The sequence below is a fragment of the Klebsiella planticola ATCC 33531 genome (assembly GCF_000735435.1).
In the GTDB taxonomy this organism is placed as follows: Bacteria; Pseudomonadota; Gammaproteobacteria; order Enterobacterales; family Enterobacteriaceae; genus Klebsiella; species Klebsiella planticola.
Genome location: NZ_JMPP01000024.1, coordinates 80481 through 96842, shown reverse-complemented (window position 1 = coordinate 96842; position 16362 = coordinate 80481). Strand labels below are relative to the sequence as shown.

At 54.2% G+C, this 16362-nt stretch carries 14 protein-coding genes; 4 read left to right on the top strand and 10 right to left on the bottom strand.

The window, feature by feature from the left end; genetic code table 11:
* Positions 1–60: 60 nt before the first annotated feature.
* The 3 genes from nuoB to GRPL_RS14180 all read right to left on the bottom strand — a co-directional run bounded on the left by nuoB (position 61) and on the right by GRPL_RS14180 (position 2774).
* Positions 61–735 carry an NADH-quinone oxidoreductase subunit NuoB gene (gene nuoB / locus GRPL_RS14170; protein WP_002913178.1) on the bottom strand — a complete coding sequence of 225 codons (675 nt, stop codon included), beginning with the start codon at positions 733–735 and terminating at the stop codon, positions 61–63.
* A gap of 15 nt (positions 736–750) precedes the next feature.
* Positions 751–1197, bottom strand: coding sequence for an NADH-quinone oxidoreductase subunit NuoA (gene nuoA, locus GRPL_RS14175; protein ID WP_004865103.1), 447 nt, complete (start codon positions 1195–1197; stop codon positions 751–753).
* A 650-nt stretch (positions 1198–1847) separates the two neighbouring features.
* A complete protein-coding gene (locus tag GRPL_RS14180) occupies positions 1848–2774 on the bottom strand; it encodes a LysR family transcriptional regulator (protein ID WP_004865105.1) in 927 nt (308 codons plus the stop codon).
* Between the two features lie 891 nt (positions 2775–3665).
* On the opposite strand from GRPL_RS14180, the gene alaA reads away from it, so the two are divergent.
* Both alaA and yfbR read left to right on the top strand, forming a co-directional pair.
* Complete coding sequence (gene alaA / locus GRPL_RS14185; protein WP_004865108.1) at positions 3666–4886, top strand: alanine transaminase AlaA; 1221 nt, start codon at positions 3666–3668, stop codon at positions 4884–4886.
* A gap of 84 nt (positions 4887–4970) precedes the next feature.
* Complete coding sequence (yfbR, locus tag GRPL_RS14190; RefSeq protein ID WP_004865109.1) at positions 4971–5570, top strand: 5'-deoxynucleotidase; 600 nt, start codon at positions 4971–4973, stop codon at positions 5568–5570.
* A gap of 56 nt (positions 5571–5626) precedes the next feature.
* Here the strand turns inward: yfbR and GRPL_RS14195 are convergent, their stop codons facing one another.
* The 4 genes from GRPL_RS14195 to yfbV all read right to left on the bottom strand — a co-directional run bounded on the left by GRPL_RS14195 (position 5627) and on the right by yfbV (position 9243).
* Positions 5627–7459, bottom strand: a complete 1833-nt coding sequence (locus GRPL_RS14195; protein ID WP_004865111.1) for an SLC13 family permease — start codon at positions 7457–7459, stop codon at positions 5627–5629.
* Between the two features lie 76 nt (positions 7460–7535).
* A complete protein-coding gene (locus tag GRPL_RS14200) occupies positions 7536–8195 on the bottom strand; it encodes a sugar phosphatase (RefSeq protein WP_032699145.1) in 660 nt (219 codons plus the stop codon).
* Positions 8196–8206: 11 nt separating this feature from the next.
* Entirely contained in the window at positions 8207–8701 is a 495-nt protein-coding gene (locus tag GRPL_RS14205; RefSeq protein WP_004865120.1) for a YfbU family protein, read from the bottom strand.
* Positions 8702–8787: 86 nt separating this feature from the next.
* Positions 8788–9243 carry a terminus macrodomain insulation protein YfbV gene (gene yfbV, locus GRPL_RS14210; RefSeq protein WP_004865125.1) on the bottom strand — a complete coding sequence of 152 codons (456 nt, stop codon included), beginning with the start codon at positions 9241–9243 and terminating at the stop codon, positions 8788–8790.
* A 337-nt stretch (positions 9244–9580) separates the two neighbouring features.
* Between yfbV and ackA the strand changes: the two genes are divergently transcribed.
* Both ackA and pta read left to right on the top strand, forming a co-directional pair.
* Positions 9581–10783 (top strand): acetate kinase, encoded by a 1203-nt coding sequence (gene ackA, locus GRPL_RS14215; RefSeq protein ID WP_004865128.1) that lies wholly within the window; start codon positions 9581–9583, stop codon positions 10781–10783.
* 200 nt (positions 10784–10983) lie between these two features.
* Positions 10984–13125, top strand: coding sequence for a phosphate acetyltransferase (gene pta, locus GRPL_RS14220; protein WP_032686765.1), 2142 nt, complete (start codon positions 10984–10986; stop codon positions 13123–13125).
* 72 nt (positions 13126–13197) lie between these two features.
* On the opposite strand, the gene GRPL_RS14225 is transcribed toward pta, so the two are convergent.
* From GRPL_RS14225 to GRPL_RS14235, 3 genes are read right to left on the bottom strand one after another with little or no spacing between them, the layout of a single operon-like run.
* Complete coding sequence (locus GRPL_RS14225) at positions 13198–14151, bottom strand: transketolase family protein (RefSeq protein WP_004865134.1); 954 nt, start codon at positions 14149–14151, stop codon at positions 13198–13200.
* On the bottom strand, positions 14144–14974 hold the full coding sequence (locus GRPL_RS14230; protein ID WP_004865137.1) for a transketolase: 831 nt from the start codon (positions 14972–14974) through the stop codon (positions 14144–14146). The genes GRPL_RS14225 and GRPL_RS14230 overlap by 8 nt, the downstream gene beginning before the upstream one ends.
* Entirely contained in the window at positions 14971–16362 is a 1392-nt protein-coding gene (locus GRPL_RS14235) for a PTS ascorbate transporter subunit IIC (RefSeq protein ID WP_032686648.1), read from the bottom strand. The genes GRPL_RS14230 and GRPL_RS14235 overlap by 4 nt, the downstream gene beginning before the upstream one ends.

The window sequence follows — 16362 nt, the reverse complement described above, 5'->3', positions numbered from 1 at the left end:
AGGCTTCGCGCTGTTGTAGATTGATTTGCGAAGTGTTATTCCGCCGCCCGCAGGCGCAAGTTAAATCTCGTCCGGTGTCCGCAGATTGGTCACTGCAATGCGTTCACCACGTTTACGCTCGCGTTCCGACTGCATGTTGGCGCGGTACACGCCCTGATCGCCAACCACCCATGAGAGCGGGCGACGTTCTTTACCAATGGACTCCTGCAGCAGCATCAGCGCCTGCATATAAGCTTCCGGACGCGGCGGACAGCCCGGGATGTAAACATCAACCGGAATAAACTTGTCCACGCCCTGGACGACAGAATAGATATCGTACATCCCGCCGGAGTTGGCGCAGGCGCCCATGGAGATAACCCACTTAGGCTCCAGCATCTGGTCATACAGACGCTGAATGACCGGCGCCATTTTGGTGAAGCAGGTGCCGGCAACCACCATCAGGTCCGCCTGACGAGGAGAAGCACGCAGTACCTCGGCGCCAAAACGCGCAACGTCATGCACCGCAGTGAATGACGTCACCATTTCAACGTAGCAGCATGACAGGCCGAAGTTGTAGGGCCAGATTGAGTTCTTGCGGCCCCAGTTCACCATGTCATGCAGCGCATGTTCGAGTTTCCCCATATACACGCTTTTATTGACTTCTTGCTCCAGGGGGTCGGTTACGATCTCCTGTTTCTGCAGGGGGTAACGGTCGTTCTCACCGTTAGGATCTATGCGGGTGAGCGTATAATCCATCTTATTGCCTCGCTTTTACTGCATATGACGGTTAGTGGGACTGTCTGTTTCTGAATTAACCAGCGTGCGACGGGAACGCGCAGGCGTCCAGTCCAGTGCGCCGATACGAACGAGGTAAACCAGACCTGCCAGTAGCACTAAAATGAAAATTGCGGCTTCCACAAAGCCGACCCAGCCGCTTTCGCGAATAGAAGTCGACCATGCGTAGAGATACAGAGCTTCCACGTCGAAGATAACGAAGAACATGGCAACCAGATAAAACTTCGCAGAAAGACGTAAGCGAGCCGAACCAACGGAGTCGATCCCCGATTCAAACGGCGTGTTCTTGCTACGCGCGCGCGCGCGACCGCCGAGGTACCAGCCCCCGACAAGCATCAGGCAGCACAGGCCGATGGCAATGATGAGAAATATAGCGAATGCCCAATGATGAGCGATGACTTCAGTGGATGTTGACATACGCATTGCTTAACCAAAAAAGTGTAGCGCTAAACCCTCTGCTCTTGCTGGCAGATGAACGCCACAGCGTTTCACGGGGAGGAATAAAAAAATAACCTTGCAAAAAAGCGTCCCTACTTAGCGTAGAAGGCTGTATGCGGTGGCTTTTTACCCCTTTCTTTAACCTTTTGTCAACTTCAACAAAAGTTTTAACAACATTAATTTACATTAGATTTTTTTCATTAACATTAAATGCCCTTTTATGCGGAATAACCTTGCATACAAACCGGATTTAGTGTTGTTGAATCGTGTCCGTTTCTGGTGTAAATCAAAATTACCCGTCTATTTTGACAGGATTTAGCCTCGATTCCTCCCCCTAAGGAGGGGTATTTTTTTGATCTGTGACACGGTTTTGTTAATTAAACCTATAAAACAGCAACAATCCAGCCGGTTTTTTAACATTAGCATGAAGTATTGAAAGTGCAGGGAAAAGTCGGGGAGTGAGCGCCACATTGAATGTAACCAACTGATAAACATACAAATAAAACAATAAAATATTAAAAATCCCTGTAAAATAAGAAAAAAAAGAACCGCAAGGCATAATTCAGACCTTAGCGGCTCATTTTTACACTTACAATTTGTTACCAGCTTTTTGTGATCTGTGTTACTAATTCCACTCAGGAAATGAGGGAATTATCTCCCCCTTCCGGGGTAAGCGCAGGCTCAGATGACCAGGGGGTATAATCCTGGGTCAGCGACTGGAAAATAGCCTGCGCCGACTCGCTTATCCTGTGCGCGTTACAGCTCAGCACATATTGCGTATCCGGCAGAACAGGAAGCCCCTCATTCTTGCCGACAACCCGTAGCTCGGGGCTCATCATTTCTACCGGACGGGCGGTCACACCCAGCCCTGCTTTTACCGCCGCTTTGACGCCCGCAAGGGTCGAGGCGGAATGGGCCAGATGCCACGGCGCACTGGCGGCATTCAGCGCGGCAATGATGTCCTCACGGAACGGGCCTGGCTCTTCCAGCAGGATCAGCGGGATCGACTCCTCACGCGGCAACACATAATCAGCAGCGCAGTACCATAGCGTTGGCGAAGTGCGTAGGATCAGCGTATCGAAATCCGTGGTCTGGTGAGTCGTCAGCGCGAGATCAATCGCCCCGCTCGCCAGCCTGTCCACCGCTTCAGCATGATTAAGAACCTTAATTTCCAGCGTCAGTTTCGGGTAGAAACTGCCGATCCGGTTCAACAAAAACGGCAAAATAGTCTCGGCCGTTTCATCAGATGCGCCAATGGTTAAGATCCCTTGCAGGCCGCTGAACATCAGCGACATACAGGCTTCATCATTAAAACGCAGGATTTTGCGTGCGTAGCCCAGCAGTTGAATACCCTGCTCAGTCAGCAATTTATTGCGCCCATGGCGGGCAAAGAGCTCTTTTCCGACCAGCTGTTCCAGACGTTGCATCTGTTGACTTACCGCAGACTGAGTTCGGCATACCGCTGCTGCGGCAGCGGCAAACGTATTCAGATCGGCGACGGCAACGAATGTTCTCAGCAGATCGAGGTCGAGATTCAGTATCGGACGATTTGCATTTATCATATTTCTTCACTTACAGGTGGCGAATGCGGACCTGCCTTATTGACGCTGTGCTCCAGGTTTCCGGCTAATCCTTGAGCCTTGTGCCATTCACAAACGGAATGTGCAGCTGGATGAACGTTATTGCATGTGAAAGTACTCGCCCGCGACAAGTGCGCGAAACGTCTGAGTCATATATTGTTCGTAGTTCTACGCTTTCTATTACACCGTTTTGATTTCTGTGACGGCCTTCAAAAAAAGGCGTCTACGGCAAGTGATGTTGCCATCAGCATCCCGGCACATCCATTGTAAAAAGCGAAAAAATCAAACAAAAAAAAGCCTGCAATAACAATATATTAATAACTTAACCTGCCAAAAAACAGGTTCTTAATCGATATTAACGCCGGTATCCTAACCGAAAACGGAATTCTTTATAAGGTCTAATCATTATTATTAAAGCCAATTTTAAATTTTTTTCATGACTTTAATTTAATTAACAAAAAGAAAATTCCAGATTGCGAAAAAATAAAAGCTTTTTAATTAATTAAATATTCTTATTAAGCATATTTAACATTACCGTTACAGCCACCACGTTCTACCCGCTATACGCCTTTTCATACCCACCTGCGTGCCATGCGCAAAAAATAACCTCCGGCACCACGCTCAGGACATCAAACCATATAAATGTTCACAAAACAGCGAATACAACACAATTATTGACCATTAAAATACCACTTAAAGGCATATTCTATAAAAGACACAGGTAATCAACAGACAAATCAATTAAACCAAAAAAATCACATAAGCAAAATCTTCTCCTGCTAACCCTTCAAAACCTCGGGGATGAAGAGTACATTGTTCCGTGCTGACTTCCACGGCAGGGAGTGGCGATAACAGCTAAAAGGTCAAAGATTCATGTCCCCTATCGAAAAATCCAGCAAGTTAGATAACGTCTGTTACGACATCCGTGGCCCGGTTCTGAAAGAGGCAAAACGCCTTGAAGAAGAAGGCAATAAAGTCCTGAAACTGAACATCGGCAACCCGGCGCCGTTTGGCTTTGACGCCCCCGACGAGATCCTTGTTGATGTTATTCGCAATCTGCCTACCGCCCAGGGTTATTGTGACTCTAAAGGCCTTTACTCGGCGCGTAAGGCTATCATGCAACACTATCAGGCGCGCGGTATGCGCGATGTGACGGTCGAAGATATTTATATCGGTAACGGCGTCTCAGAACTGATTGTTCAGGCCATGCAGGCGCTGCTGAACAGCGGCGATGAAATGCTGGTTCCGGCACCGGATTATCCGCTGTGGACAGCCGCCGTCTCGCTCTCCAGCGGCAAAGCGGTGCACTATCTGTGCGATGAATCTGCCGACTGGTTCCCGGACCTCGACGACATCCGCGCTAAAATCACCCCGCGCACCCGCGGCATCGTGATTATTAACCCGAACAACCCGACCGGGGCGGTGTACTCGAAAGAGCTGCTGATGGAGATCGTTGAGATTGCCCGCCAGCACAACCTGATCATCTTCGCCGATGAGATCTACGACAAGATCCTCTACGACGAAGCCCAACACCATTCGATCGCCGCACTGGCTCCCGACCTGCTGACGGTGACCTTTAACGGCCTGTCCAAAACCTACCGCGTTGCCGGTTTTCGCCAGGGCTGGATGGTACTGAACGGACCGAAGAAACACGCAAAAGGTTATATCGAAGGTCTGGAGATGCTGGCCTCTATGCGACTGTGCGCTAACGTACCGGCGCAGCACGCGATTCAAACCGCATTAGGCGGCTATCAAAGCATCAGCGAGTTTATCGTTCCCGGCGGCAGACTGTACGAACAGCGCAACCGCGCCTGGGAGTTGATCAACGAGATCCCCGGCGTTTCCTGCGTGAAGCCGAAAGGCGCGCTGTACATGTTCCCGAAGATCGACGCGAAACGCTTTAATATTCACGATGACCAGAAAATGGTGCTCGACTTCCTGCTGCAGGAGAAAGTCCTGCTGGTTCAGGGAAGCGCCTTTAACTGGCCGTGGCCGGATCATGTGCGAATTGTCACCCTCCCGCGTGAGGACGATCTGGAAATGGCGATTTCTCGCTTTGGTCGCTTCCTCTCCGGCTATCACCAGCTCGGATAAACATTGCCCGGCCGCCGGTATTTGCATCCGGCGGCAATCCCTGCGCACAATAGGACCCGATGTTGTCACTGATTAAGGGTTGCTATGAGTCAGAGTCATTTCTTTGCCCACCTCTCTCGCCTGAAGTTAATTAACCGCTGGCCGCTGATGCGTAATGTACGCACCGAAAACGTCTCCGAACACAGTCTGCAGGTGGCGATGGTTGCCCACGCGCTGGCGGCGATCAAAAACCGGATGTTTGGTGGCAAGGTTAACGCCGAACGAATCGCCCTGTTGGCGATGTACCACGATGCATCGGAAGTGTTAACCGGCGATCTGCCGACTCCAGTCAAATATTTCAACTCGCAGATTGCGCAAGAATATAAAGCCATCGAGAAGATTGCCCAGCAGAAGCTTATCGACATGGTTCCTGACGAACTGCGCGATATCTTTGAACCACTGATCGACGAGCATCGCTATAGCGAAGATGAGCAATCGATCGTCAAGCAGGCCGACGCGCTCTGCGCCTACCTGAAATGCCTGGAAGAGCTGTCTGCCGGCAACAACGAGTTTCTGCTGGCCAAGGGCCGGCTTGAGAAAACGCTGGAATCCCGGCGCAGCGAGGAGATGGACTACTTTATGCAGGTCTTCGTCCCGAGCTTCCAGCTGTCGCTGGATGAAATCAGCCAGGATTCCCCGCTGTAAATGTACTGTGCCCCGGCCTGCGCGATGCGTATCAGACCGGGGCTGCGCCGTGGCGGTTAAAACGGAAACAGTATCGGCACGAGCAGCACGCAGACCACCATCACCAACACGGTGAACGGCACGCCAATCTTCACAAAATCGCTGAAGGTATATTTTCCCGGTCCCAGCACCAGCGTATTTACCGGTGAAGAGACCGGCGTCATAAAGGCCGCCGAAGCCGCCATCGCCACCACCATGGCAAAAGGATAAGGCGAGACGTCCATTGATTTCGCCGCCGCCAGGGCTATCGGCGCCATCAGTACCGCCGTGGCGGTGTTGGAAATAAACAGACCGATAGTGGCGCACATCACGAACAAACAGCCCAGCATCACGTAAGGGCCTTTGCTGCCGGCGACATCCATCAATCCTTCCACCACCAAATCGACGCCGCCGGTTTTTTGCAACGCCAGTGCAAAGGGCATCATCCCGACGATTAATATAATGCTTGGCCAGTGAATCGCTTTATAAGCACTCTCAGCATTAATACAGCGGAACTTACCCATCAGCAGGCAGGCGATAATCGCCGCTATCGGGTTGGGGATCTCGTCGGTGAGCATCAGGGCGACCATCAGTACCAGGCAAAAGATGGCGTGCGGCGCCTGGCTGTGCGCGGGAGAAGCGTCATTTACTTCAACCGGCATGTTGAGGACCACAAAATCGCGACCGCGTTTCGCCAGTTGGCCGATGTGCCGCCAGTCCCCCACCACCAGCATAATATCGCCCAGTTGAAGCGACTCATCGACCACTGACCCATCAAGGGCTTTACCATCGCGCTTCAGGCCAACGATATTGAGGCCAAAGCGGGTACGAAAACCGATTTCGCGCACCGTTTTGCCGATCAGCTCTGAGTCGGGAATCAAAGATACCTCCGCCATGCCGACATCCAGCGCCTGGTCAGCGAAATATTCGCCGCGCAGCACCATTGGTTCGAGCATTTGCTCGCCGCAGAACTGGCGTAAATCAACGTCTGACGCCGACATGTCGATCAGCAGCACGTCGCGGGCGCGAAACTCGGACACACCGTTCACGTTGACGATAACCCGGCGAAAACGGCGCCAGCGCTCTACGCCGATCACGTTGGCGCAGTAACGTTCACGCAGCTTGAGGTCATCAAGCCGCTGGCCGATCATGGGAGAACCCGGACGAATGGCCAGACGGCGGGCCCGGCCGGTCAAGTGGTACTCTTTGATTAAATCGCGAAAGGTGCTCCTTTTGCGCCCGTCCCGCGCATGGTCGCTCTCCCCGCCTCTGAGCATAAAGCGCACCGCCAGCATATAGACGACGCCCAGCAGCAGCACCACCAGGCCAATCGGCGTGACGCTAAAGAAGCTGAATCCATGTAGCCCTTCACGTAACAGTTCACTGTTCACCACCAGGTTCGGCGGCGTAGCGACCAGCGTCATCATCCCACTGATGAGCCCGGCAAAGCTAAGCGGCATCATCAGGCGCGATGGCGACGTATTCATCCGCATGGAGACGCTGAGCACAACCGGAATAAAGATAGCGACCACGCCGGTCGAGCTCATAAAGGCGCCCAGTCCGGCGACGGTCAGCATCAGAAAGACCAGCATTTTTGTTTCGCTGTTGCCGGCCACGCTCACCAGCCAGCTGCCGACATTGGTAGCCACCCCGGTACGGACCAGACCATCGCCGATAATAAACAGCGCCGCAATCAGGATCACGTTCGGATCGCTAAAACCCGAGAACGCTTCGCTGAGCGTCAGCGTATCGCTGAGGACAAAGGCGACTATCACCAGCAGCGCAATCGCGTCCATGCGCACTTTCCCGCTGGCAAAGAGCACGACCGCGACGGCAAGAAGAGACAACACCCAAATCAGTTCACCGTTCACAACTTATCCTTGTCTGAAGATGGAGCCGGAATTTTTGCATAAAAAAGCCCCGGCCATGCGGGGCTACATCATGAGATCACGCTTTAAGAGCGACATTCACCCTACCGTCCGCCAGCTTCTCAACCGCCAGGCTTTCAAGGCTGGTCAGCACAAAATCAGCTTCATTGAGACGGGGCGCATCCGCCGGCATATTCACGGCGATGGTATGACACCCGGCGGCCAGACCGGAAAGTAGCCCGGCAGGCGCATCCTCCACCACGACGCACTCCTGCGGCGCCAGTCCCAGCAGTTCCGCTCCCAGCAGGTAGGCATCCGGCGCCGGTTTGCCATGCTTCACGCGCTCCGCGGTGACGAAGACTTTGGCCTCAGGCAGCCCCGCGGCGCGATAGCGGGCGTGAGCAACGGGCACCGAACCAGAGGTGACGATGGCCCACGGGATCCCCGCCTCATCCAGAGTGGTCAGCAGCGCCACCGCCCCCGGCAGCGCCGTGATGCCATCGGTATCCGCCGCTTCCACCGCTTCAAGACAGGTGAACTCCGCCTGAATTTCCTCTTCACTGCGCCCCGCTAAAAAATGGCGTAAAGAGGTTATCGCCTGCTTGCCATGAATGAAGTTCAGCACCTCATCGTGCGGGATGTCGAAACGATCCGCCCATTTGCACCACGAGCGCTCCACTACGGGTAATGAATCGACTAACGTCCCGTCAAGATCAAACAGGAAACCTTTACACTGCACGGAAACCTCCATCAGGCATTAATAATTTGATTAATTTCGTTGCTGCTTAAATGGTACTGACGCGGGCAAGCGTGCCAGGCGTTGAGCATCCGCTGGTATTTATCCCACATCGGCGTCTGTGAGTTAAAGCCATGGGTGCCGGCGTCAAAGTGGCTGTAGCGCCCCTCAACGTTGACGATAAAGCGAACGTAGCCGAGGAAGCGCGCTTCGGTTGCGACATCAAATCCGAGGAAAGTGACCCGGCGTTCGTCGATTTCACTTGCGTCCTTCAGATTCGTCCAGGAGACATGCAGCGCATGATACATTTCCATAATATCAATGATGGTACGGCAGGTTTCTTCCGTTAGCTGGCCAAACTCGCGATCCAGTTCGCGCATTTGCAATCCGTATCCACGCTCAATGATGGTCTGTAGACGGCGGTAACGTTCAGCGTTGTCCGGGTCGAGCATCGTCATCATCTTGTACTGATTAGATAAAATCAGACGCTGCGCATTGGTCATTTCCATTTTTTGACTCCTGTAGCACTTTACGGCGTGAAAAAAGAAGGCGCATTAATCATGCGCCTTCTTTTATATGCGTTTTTCTTAGTGAATTACAAATCATCAAGGAAAGTTTTATCCAGTTGTTTGAAGGCGCGCTTAAGCGTGTCAGCTAATGCCTGATAATCCGGCTTACCGTCGACAGGCGCCAGCGCCTGTCCTGCCTCCTGCAATTTGCCACGCACTTCATAAAACCAGTTCAGTACCGACGGCGGCAGCGGCGTCACCGAACGTTTACCCAGCCACCATAATCCCTGCATCGGCAAACTTAAGGCAAATAGCGCAGTCGCCACCGCCGGACCAAGCTGCCCACCCAGCGCGATTTGCCAGCACAGCGTAAAGACCGCGATCGGCGGCATGATGCGGATAGCGTAACGGGTGGCGCGAATAATGCGGTTTTCAATAAATACCGGGGCGAGGCGTTTGTCCAAAGGCCAGGTCTTTGCGTAGTGCTGCCCGCGGCGGAACAAGCTAAAGAAGCTGACGGGACGATTATCGGGGGTCGACATGGCTTTACCTCAACTTTACATATAAAACTTAAAAAATTCGTGCAAAACACCAACTGTGCATGACAACGTTCAAAACATTTTGGCAATGGCTGCGGCAATCAGGTATCCTGTGCCCGCCTGAAAGGGCGATAGACCCTTTGACCAGGTTAGTCAAATTATCGCACATTCTGCCATTGGCTGAAAATTATCCAAAATGGCATAAAATCAAATGTACTTCTCCCATCGTGCCCGAAAACAGAACAAGGCATGATGTTAATCATAAATGTCGTTGTCATCCTGCGCTACGCTTTGTGACACACTGACGTTTTTTTAGCCACGTATCATAAAAGGTACTTCCATGTCGAGTAAGTTAGTACTGGTTCTGAACTGCGGTAGCTCCTCACTGAAATTTGCTATCCTTGATGCCGTAAACGGTGACGAATATCTGTCTGGTTTGGCCGAATGTTTCCATCTTCCTGAAGCACGTATTAAGTGGAAAATGGACGGCAGCAAACACGAAGCAGATTTAGGCGCTGGCGCCGCTCACAGTGAAGCGCTTAACTTTATCGTTAACACTATTCTGGCACAAAAACCAGAACTGTCTGCTCAGCTGACCGCAATCGGCCACCGTATTGTTCACGGTGGTGAAAAATACACCAGTTCCGTGGTCATTGATGATTCTGTTATCCAGGGCATCAAAGATTCCGCCTCTTTCGCTCCGCTGCACAACCCGGCTCACCTGATCGGTATTGCTGAAGCGCTGAAATCATTCCCGCATCTGAAAGAGAAGAACGTTGCCGTGTTCGACACCGCGTTCCATCAGACAATGCCGGAAGAATCCTATCTGTATGCCCTGCCGTACAGCCTGTACAAAGAGCATGGCGTACGTCGCTATGGCGCACACGGCACCAGCCACTTCTACGTAACTCAGGAAGCGGCTAAGGTCCTGAACAAGCCGGTTGAAGAGCTGAACATCATCACCTGCCATCTGGGCAACGGTGGTTCTGTTTCCGCTATCCGCAACGGTAAATGCGTTGACACCTCTATGGGTCTGACCCCGCTGGAAGGTCTGGTCATGGGTACCCGCTCTGGCGACATCGACCCGGCTATCATCTTCCACCTGCACGACTCCCTGGGCATGAGCGTTGATGCTATCAACAAAATGCTGACCAAAGAGTCTGGCCTGCTGGGTTTGACCGAAGTCACCAGCGACTGCCGTTATGTTGAAGACAACTACACCGATAAAGCCGATGCTAAACGTGCAATGGACGTTTACTGCCATCGTCTGGCCAAGTACATCGGTTCCTACACTGCGCTGATGGACGGTCGTCTGGATGCCGTTATCTTCACCGGTGGTATCGGTGAAAACGCAGCGATGGTTCGTGAACTGTCTCTGGGCAAACTGGGCGTTCTGGGCTTCGAAGTTGATCACGAGCGTAACCTGGCTGCCCGTTTCGGCAAGTCTGGCTTCATCAACAAAGAAGGCACCCGCCCGGCTCTGGTTATCCCGACCAACGAAGAGCTGGTTATCGCGCAAGACGCCAATCGTCTGACTGCCTGATTCCACACCGCCAGCGATAGCCCTGAACCACTCGAGTTGCAGGAAGGCGGCGATGCCGAAAATCCCCAGGAGCGTACAAGTAGTACGTGACTGGGGTAAACCGGGAAAGCCAACGCACATGCTGCTTGAAATATAACGGGAAGCTGGTGGTGCAGTTTTGTATCCCGCCTGATACCGGCGGTAACGAAAGAGGATATATCGTGTCCCGTATAATCATGCTGATCCCGACCGGAACCAGCGTTGGCCTGACCAGCGTCAGCCTCGGTGTTATCCGCGCAATGGAACGCAAAGGCGTTCGTCTGAGCGTCTTTAAACCTATCGCCCAACCGCGTGCTGGCGGCGATGCACCAGATCAGACGACCACCATCGTTCGCGCTAATTCAAGCCTTCCGGCCGCTGAGCCGCTGAAGATGAGCCACGTCGAGTCGCTGCTGTCCGGCAACCAGAAAGACGTGCTGATGGAAGAGATCATCGCCAACTATCACGCCGCGACTCAGGATGCAGAAGTGGTGCTGGTAGAAGGTCTGGTCCCGACCCGTAAACACCAGTTTGCTCAGTCTCTGAACTTCGAAATCGCCAAAACGCTGAATGCGGAAATCGTCTTCGTGATGTCTCAGGGTACCGACACTCAGGAACAGCTGAACGAACGTATCGAGCTGACCCGCAATAGCTTCGGCGGCGCGAAAAACACCAACATTACCGGTGTTATCGTCAACAAGCTGAACGCACCGGTTGACGAACAGGGTCGTACCCGTCCCGATCTGTCGGAAATCTTCGATGACTCTTCCAAAGCGAAAGTCGTGAAGATCGATCCGGCTCAGCTGCAGACTGGCAGCGCTCTGCCGGTTCTGGGCGCGGTGCCGTGGAGCTTCGATCTGATCGCAACGCGGGCGATCGATATGGCCCGCCACCTGAATGCCACCATCGTCAACGAAGGCGACATCAACACCCGCCGCGTGAAGTCTGTCACCTTCTGCGCACGCAGCATCCCGCACATGCTGGAACATTTCCGCGCGGGTTCTCTGCTGGTGACTTCCGCAGACCGTCCTGACGTACTGGTCGCCGCCTGCCTCGCCGCCATGAACGGCGTTGAAATCGGCGCGCTGCTGCTGACCGGTGCTTACGAAATGGACGCGCGCGTCAGCAAGCTGTGCGAACGTGCATTCGCGACCGGCCTGCCGGTCTTTATGGTGAACACCAACACCTGGCAAACCTCCCTAAGCCTGCAGAGCTTCAACCTCGAAGTTCCGGTTGACGATCACGAGCGTATCGAGAAAGTTCAGGAATACGTGGCCAGCTATATCAACGCCGACTGGATCGAGTCTCTGACCGCTACCTCCGAGCGTAGCCGTCGCCTGTCTCCTCCGGCCTTCCGTTACCAGCTGACCGAGCTGGCGCGCAAAGCGGGCAAACGTGTGGTTCTGCCGGAAGGCGATGAGCCGCGTACCGTTAAAGCCGCCGCTATCTGTGCAGAGCGCGGTATCGCGACCTGCGTGCTGCTGGGTAACCCGGATGAGATCAACCGCGTAGCCGCCGCTCAGGGCGTAGAACTGGGCGCAGGCATCGAAATCGTCGATCCGGAAGTGGTTCGCGAAAGCTACGTGGCTCGCCTGGTCGAACTGCGTAAGAGCAAAGGCATGACCGAAGCGGTCGCCCGCGAGCAGCTGGAAGACAACGTGGTTCTCGGCACCCTGATGCTGGAACAAGACGAAGTCGACGGCCTGGTGTCCGGCGCGGTACACACCACCGCCAACACCATCCGTCCGCCGCTGCAGCTGATCAAAACGGCGCCGGGCAGCTCCCTGGTCTCTTCCGTGTTCTTCATGCTGCTGCCTGAACAGGTTTACGTTTACGGCGACTGCGCGATCAACCCGGATCCGACCGCAGAACAGCTGGCCGAAATCGCGATTCAGTCCGCGGACTCCGCGATTGCGTTCGGCATTGAGCCGCGCGTGGCGATGCTCTCCTACTCCACCGGGACTTCCGGTGCCGGTAGCGATGTGGAAAAAGTGCGTGAAGCGACCCGTCTGGCCCAGGAAAAACGTCCTGACCTGATGATCGACGGCCCGCTGCAGTACGATGCTGCGGTGATGGCTGACGTGGCGAAGTCCAAAGCACCGAACTCGCCGGTTGCCGGCCGTGCGACCGTGTTCATCTTCCCGGATCTGAACACCGGTAACACCACTTACAAAGCCGTACAGCGTTCTGCCGACCTGATCTCCATCGGGCCAATGCTGCAGGGTATGCGTAAGCCGGTCAACGACCTGTCTCGTGGCGCGCTGGTAGACGATATCGTCTACACCATCGCTCTGACCGCGATTCAGTCTTCCCAGCAGCAGTAATCTGCTGGATTATCCGCCTGGCGTTTAACGCCGACGGAAAGTAAAAAGGCGACCATCTGGTCGCCTTTTTTATTACAGCAGCTCGCGGGCCGCAGACACAATGTCGTGCGCCGTCAGGCCGTACTCCTTCTGCAGGTAGTCCTGAGTCCCCACCTGGCCATAGCGCTCCTTCACGCCAACCCGGCGCATCGGTACCGGGCAGGTCTCTACCAGCACTTCCGCCACCGCCGATCCCAGTCCGTTGTGGATACTGTGGTTTTCACAGGTCACGATGCGTCCGGTTTTCTCGGCGTAATTTTTTACCAGCATGCGGTCAATGGGCTTCAGGGTAAACATATCGATAACCGCCGCGCTGACCCCCTCCTGCTCAAGCTGACGTGCCGCCTCCAGCGCCTCGGACACCATGATACCGTTCGCAATCAGCGTAATATCATCGCCTTCGCGCAGCACATTTCCCTTGCCGATGGTGAAGGTCGAACCCGGCGCATAGACGCTCGGCGCCTGCTTACGGATGGTTCGTACCCAGTAGAACCCCTCGAGATCGATCAGCTGACGCAGAATATCCTCAAACATCGTCGCATCGGTGACTTCCAGCACCACCGAATGCGCTAATCCGCGGACAATGCCCATATCTTCAAACGACATATGGGTACCGCCGTTATGGCAAGCGGTCACCCCGGCATCCGAGGCGATGACCTTGACGTTATTGCGCTGATAATCCAGGGACATAAACAGCTGATCGAAACAACGACGGCTGGCGAAGGCGGTAAAGGTATGCACAAACGGCTTGCGTCCGGTCAGCGACAGGCCCGCGGCAGTGCCAATCACATTGGCCTCCATGATGCCGCAGTTGATGACATGCTGCGGGTATTTCCGCGCAACGCTGTCCATCGCCATAGAACTCATCAGGTCCGCTTCAAGGGCAATAATCGACGTCCCCTTTTCCACCTGCTGTGAGACGAAACCGGCGTAGATTTTACGCATTTCTACGGCATCTTTTTGTCCTGCGGGTGCAACCTTAATCATGCTCGGCCTCCAGTTGGCGAATCGTCTCGTTGAGCGCTTCTGTCATTTCATCGGTCAGGCGCAGGTGATGGGAGTTGCTGAGCTGCTCCAGATACGGCACGCCCTGCCCTTTAATACTGTCGAGGATCACCACTCGCGGACGGGCATCTGCCGCCGGTCGCGGAGAGACCGTTTCAAGCAGCCGCGGTATGTCGTCCCCTTTTACCGTGACCACATCAAAACCAAAGGCGCGGAACTTACCCTCCAGATCAAAGGCACAGATAATCTCGTCCAGTTCGCCGTCAAGCTGCTGTTTATTCCAGTCGACAAATATCGTCAGGTTAGTTAAACGGTGATGGGCAATAAACTGGAACGCCTCCCAGCACTGGCCTTCATTGAGTTCGCCATCGCCGACGATGCAGAACACCCGGTTAGCGCGCCCCGCCAGCTTATGCGATAACGCCATTCCGCCGGCAATGGAAATCCCCTGTCCCAGCGAACCGGTGGTGGCATCCACGCCGCGGGTCTTCAGCCGATCGGGATGGCTGGGCAAGCGGGTGCCGTTATGATTCAAGGTGCTGAGCTCCTCGATCGGAAAGTAGCCCTTGATAGCTAAGGTGCTGTACAGCGCCGGGCCGGCGTGGCCTTTCGACAGCACAAAGTAATCACGTTCCGGCCAGTCGGGATCCGCCGGGTCAATGTTCATCACCGCGCCATACAGTACGGCGAGCGTCTCCACCACAGACATGCTGCCGCCGTAGTGGCCAAAGCCGAGCTGCGTCAACGTTTTAAGCGTGGCAACGCGGATATCGCGCGCCAGCTGAGTCACTTCATTCACATTCATGGTTTCGCTCCGGTGTTTTCCTGCGTGTTACCACGCGCAGATTTGTTTTTAGCCAGTACGTTGTACGCCACCAGCAGCGCGAACAGCGCCACGACGAGCCCGGTAATGGCAAATGGCGATAAATAGCGCGCGAGATTGCCCAGCACGATGCCGATAGCGCCAAAGTCAGCATCGGAGAAGGTGGTGTTGGCAAAACCGATAGCGCCTAATACCGGCAACAGCAGCACCGGCAGGAAAGTAATCAGCAGGCCATTGGCGAACGCGCCAATCATCGCCCCGCGGCGCCCGCCGGTAGCATTGCCAAACACCCCAGAGGTCGCGCCGGTAAAGAAGTGCGGCACCACGCCGGGGAGGATCAACACCAGCTTCATTTGTCCGAGCAGGAACAACCCCACCAGTCCCCCGAGGAAGCTGAACAGGAAGCCAATCAGTACCGCGTTAGGCGCATAGGGATAGACGACCGGGCAATCCAGCGCCGGACGGGCATTCGGCACCAGTTTTTCCGAGAAGCCGGTAAACGCCGGAACGATCTCCGCCAGAATAAGACGCACGCCCTGCAGAATGATGAACACGCCGGCTGCAAAGGTGATGGCCATAATAATGGCGTACACCAGGTAGTTCTGACCGCCGCTGAAGGTGCTTTCGACATACTCTCGCCCGGCGCTCACCGCCATTATCAGATAGATAATCATCATGGTCAGGGAGATAGAGATTGAGCTGTCGCGCAGGAAGCTTAAATTCTTCGGCAGGTTCATCTCTTCGGTAGAACGCGAGCCTTTGCCGCACAGGCTGCCAATCCAGCCGGCGAGGACATATCCCAGGGTGCCGAAGTGGCCAAACGCAATATCGTCGGTACCGGTAATCCGCTTCATATAGCGCTGCGCCAGTGCCGGGAAGAAGGCCATCACCAGGCCTAAAATCAGCGAGCCGGTGAACACCAGCCCGATGCCATCAAAGCCGGCCACGGTGAGGATCACGCCGATCATGCAGGCCATATAGAAGGTGTGATGCCCGGTCAGGAAGATATATTTCAGGCGCGTAAAACGGGCGACAATAATATTGGCTACCATGCCAAAAGCCATGATTAGCGCCGTCGATGCGCCATATTTCTCCAGCGCAATGGAGACGATGGCTTCATTATTTGGAATAATCCCCTGGATATTAAATGCATGTTCAAACATGCCGCCCAACGGATTTAACGACCCCACCAGCACCGTTGCCCCGCCGCCTAACACAATAAACCCGAGAATGGTTTTAACCGTCCCTTTCACGACGTCGGAAAAAGATTTTTTCTGCGCCACGAGACCAATCAGGGCAATTAATCCCACCAGTACCGATGGGACTTTGAGAATATCAACAACAAAATTCAGCGTCTCAAGGATAAACAT

Coding starts and splice junctions, on each gene's coding strand:
- nuoB (WP_002913178.1), bottom strand. CDS start 735: ATGGATTATACGCTCACCCGCATAGATCCTAACGGTGAGAACGACCGT.
- nuoA (WP_004865103.1), bottom strand. CDS start 1,197: ATGCGTATGTCAACATCCACTGAAGTCATCGCTCATCATTGGGCATTC.
- GRPL_RS14180 (WP_004865105.1), bottom strand. CDS start 2,774: ATGATAAATGCAAATCGTCCGATACTGAATCTCGACCTCGATCTGCTG.
- alaA (WP_004865108.1), top strand. CDS start 3,666: ATGTCCCCTATCGAAAAATCCAGCAAGTTAGATAACGTCTGTTACGAC.
- yfbR (WP_004865109.1), top strand. CDS start 4,971: ATGAGTCAGAGTCATTTCTTTGCCCACCTCTCTCGCCTGAAGTTAATT.
- GRPL_RS14205 (WP_004865120.1), bottom strand. CDS start 8,701: ATGGAAATGACCAATGCGCAGCGTCTGATTTTATCTAATCAGTACAAG.
- yfbV (WP_004865125.1), bottom strand. CDS start 9,243: ATGTCGACCCCCGATAATCGTCCCGTCAGCTTCTTTAGCTTGTTCCGC.
- ackA (WP_004865128.1), top strand. CDS start 9,581: ATGTCGAGTAAGTTAGTACTGGTTCTGAACTGCGGTAGCTCCTCACTG.
- GRPL_RS14225 (WP_004865134.1), bottom strand. CDS start 14,151: ATGATTAAGGTTGCACCCGCAGGACAAAAAGATGCCGTAGAAATGCGT.
- GRPL_RS14230 (WP_004865137.1), bottom strand. CDS start 14,974: ATGAATGTGAATGAAGTGACTCAGCTGGCGCGCGATATCCGCGTTGCC.
- GRPL_RS14235 (WP_032686648.1), bottom strand. CDS start 16,362: ATGTTTATCCTTGAGACGCTGAATTTTGTTGTTGATATTCTCAAAGTC.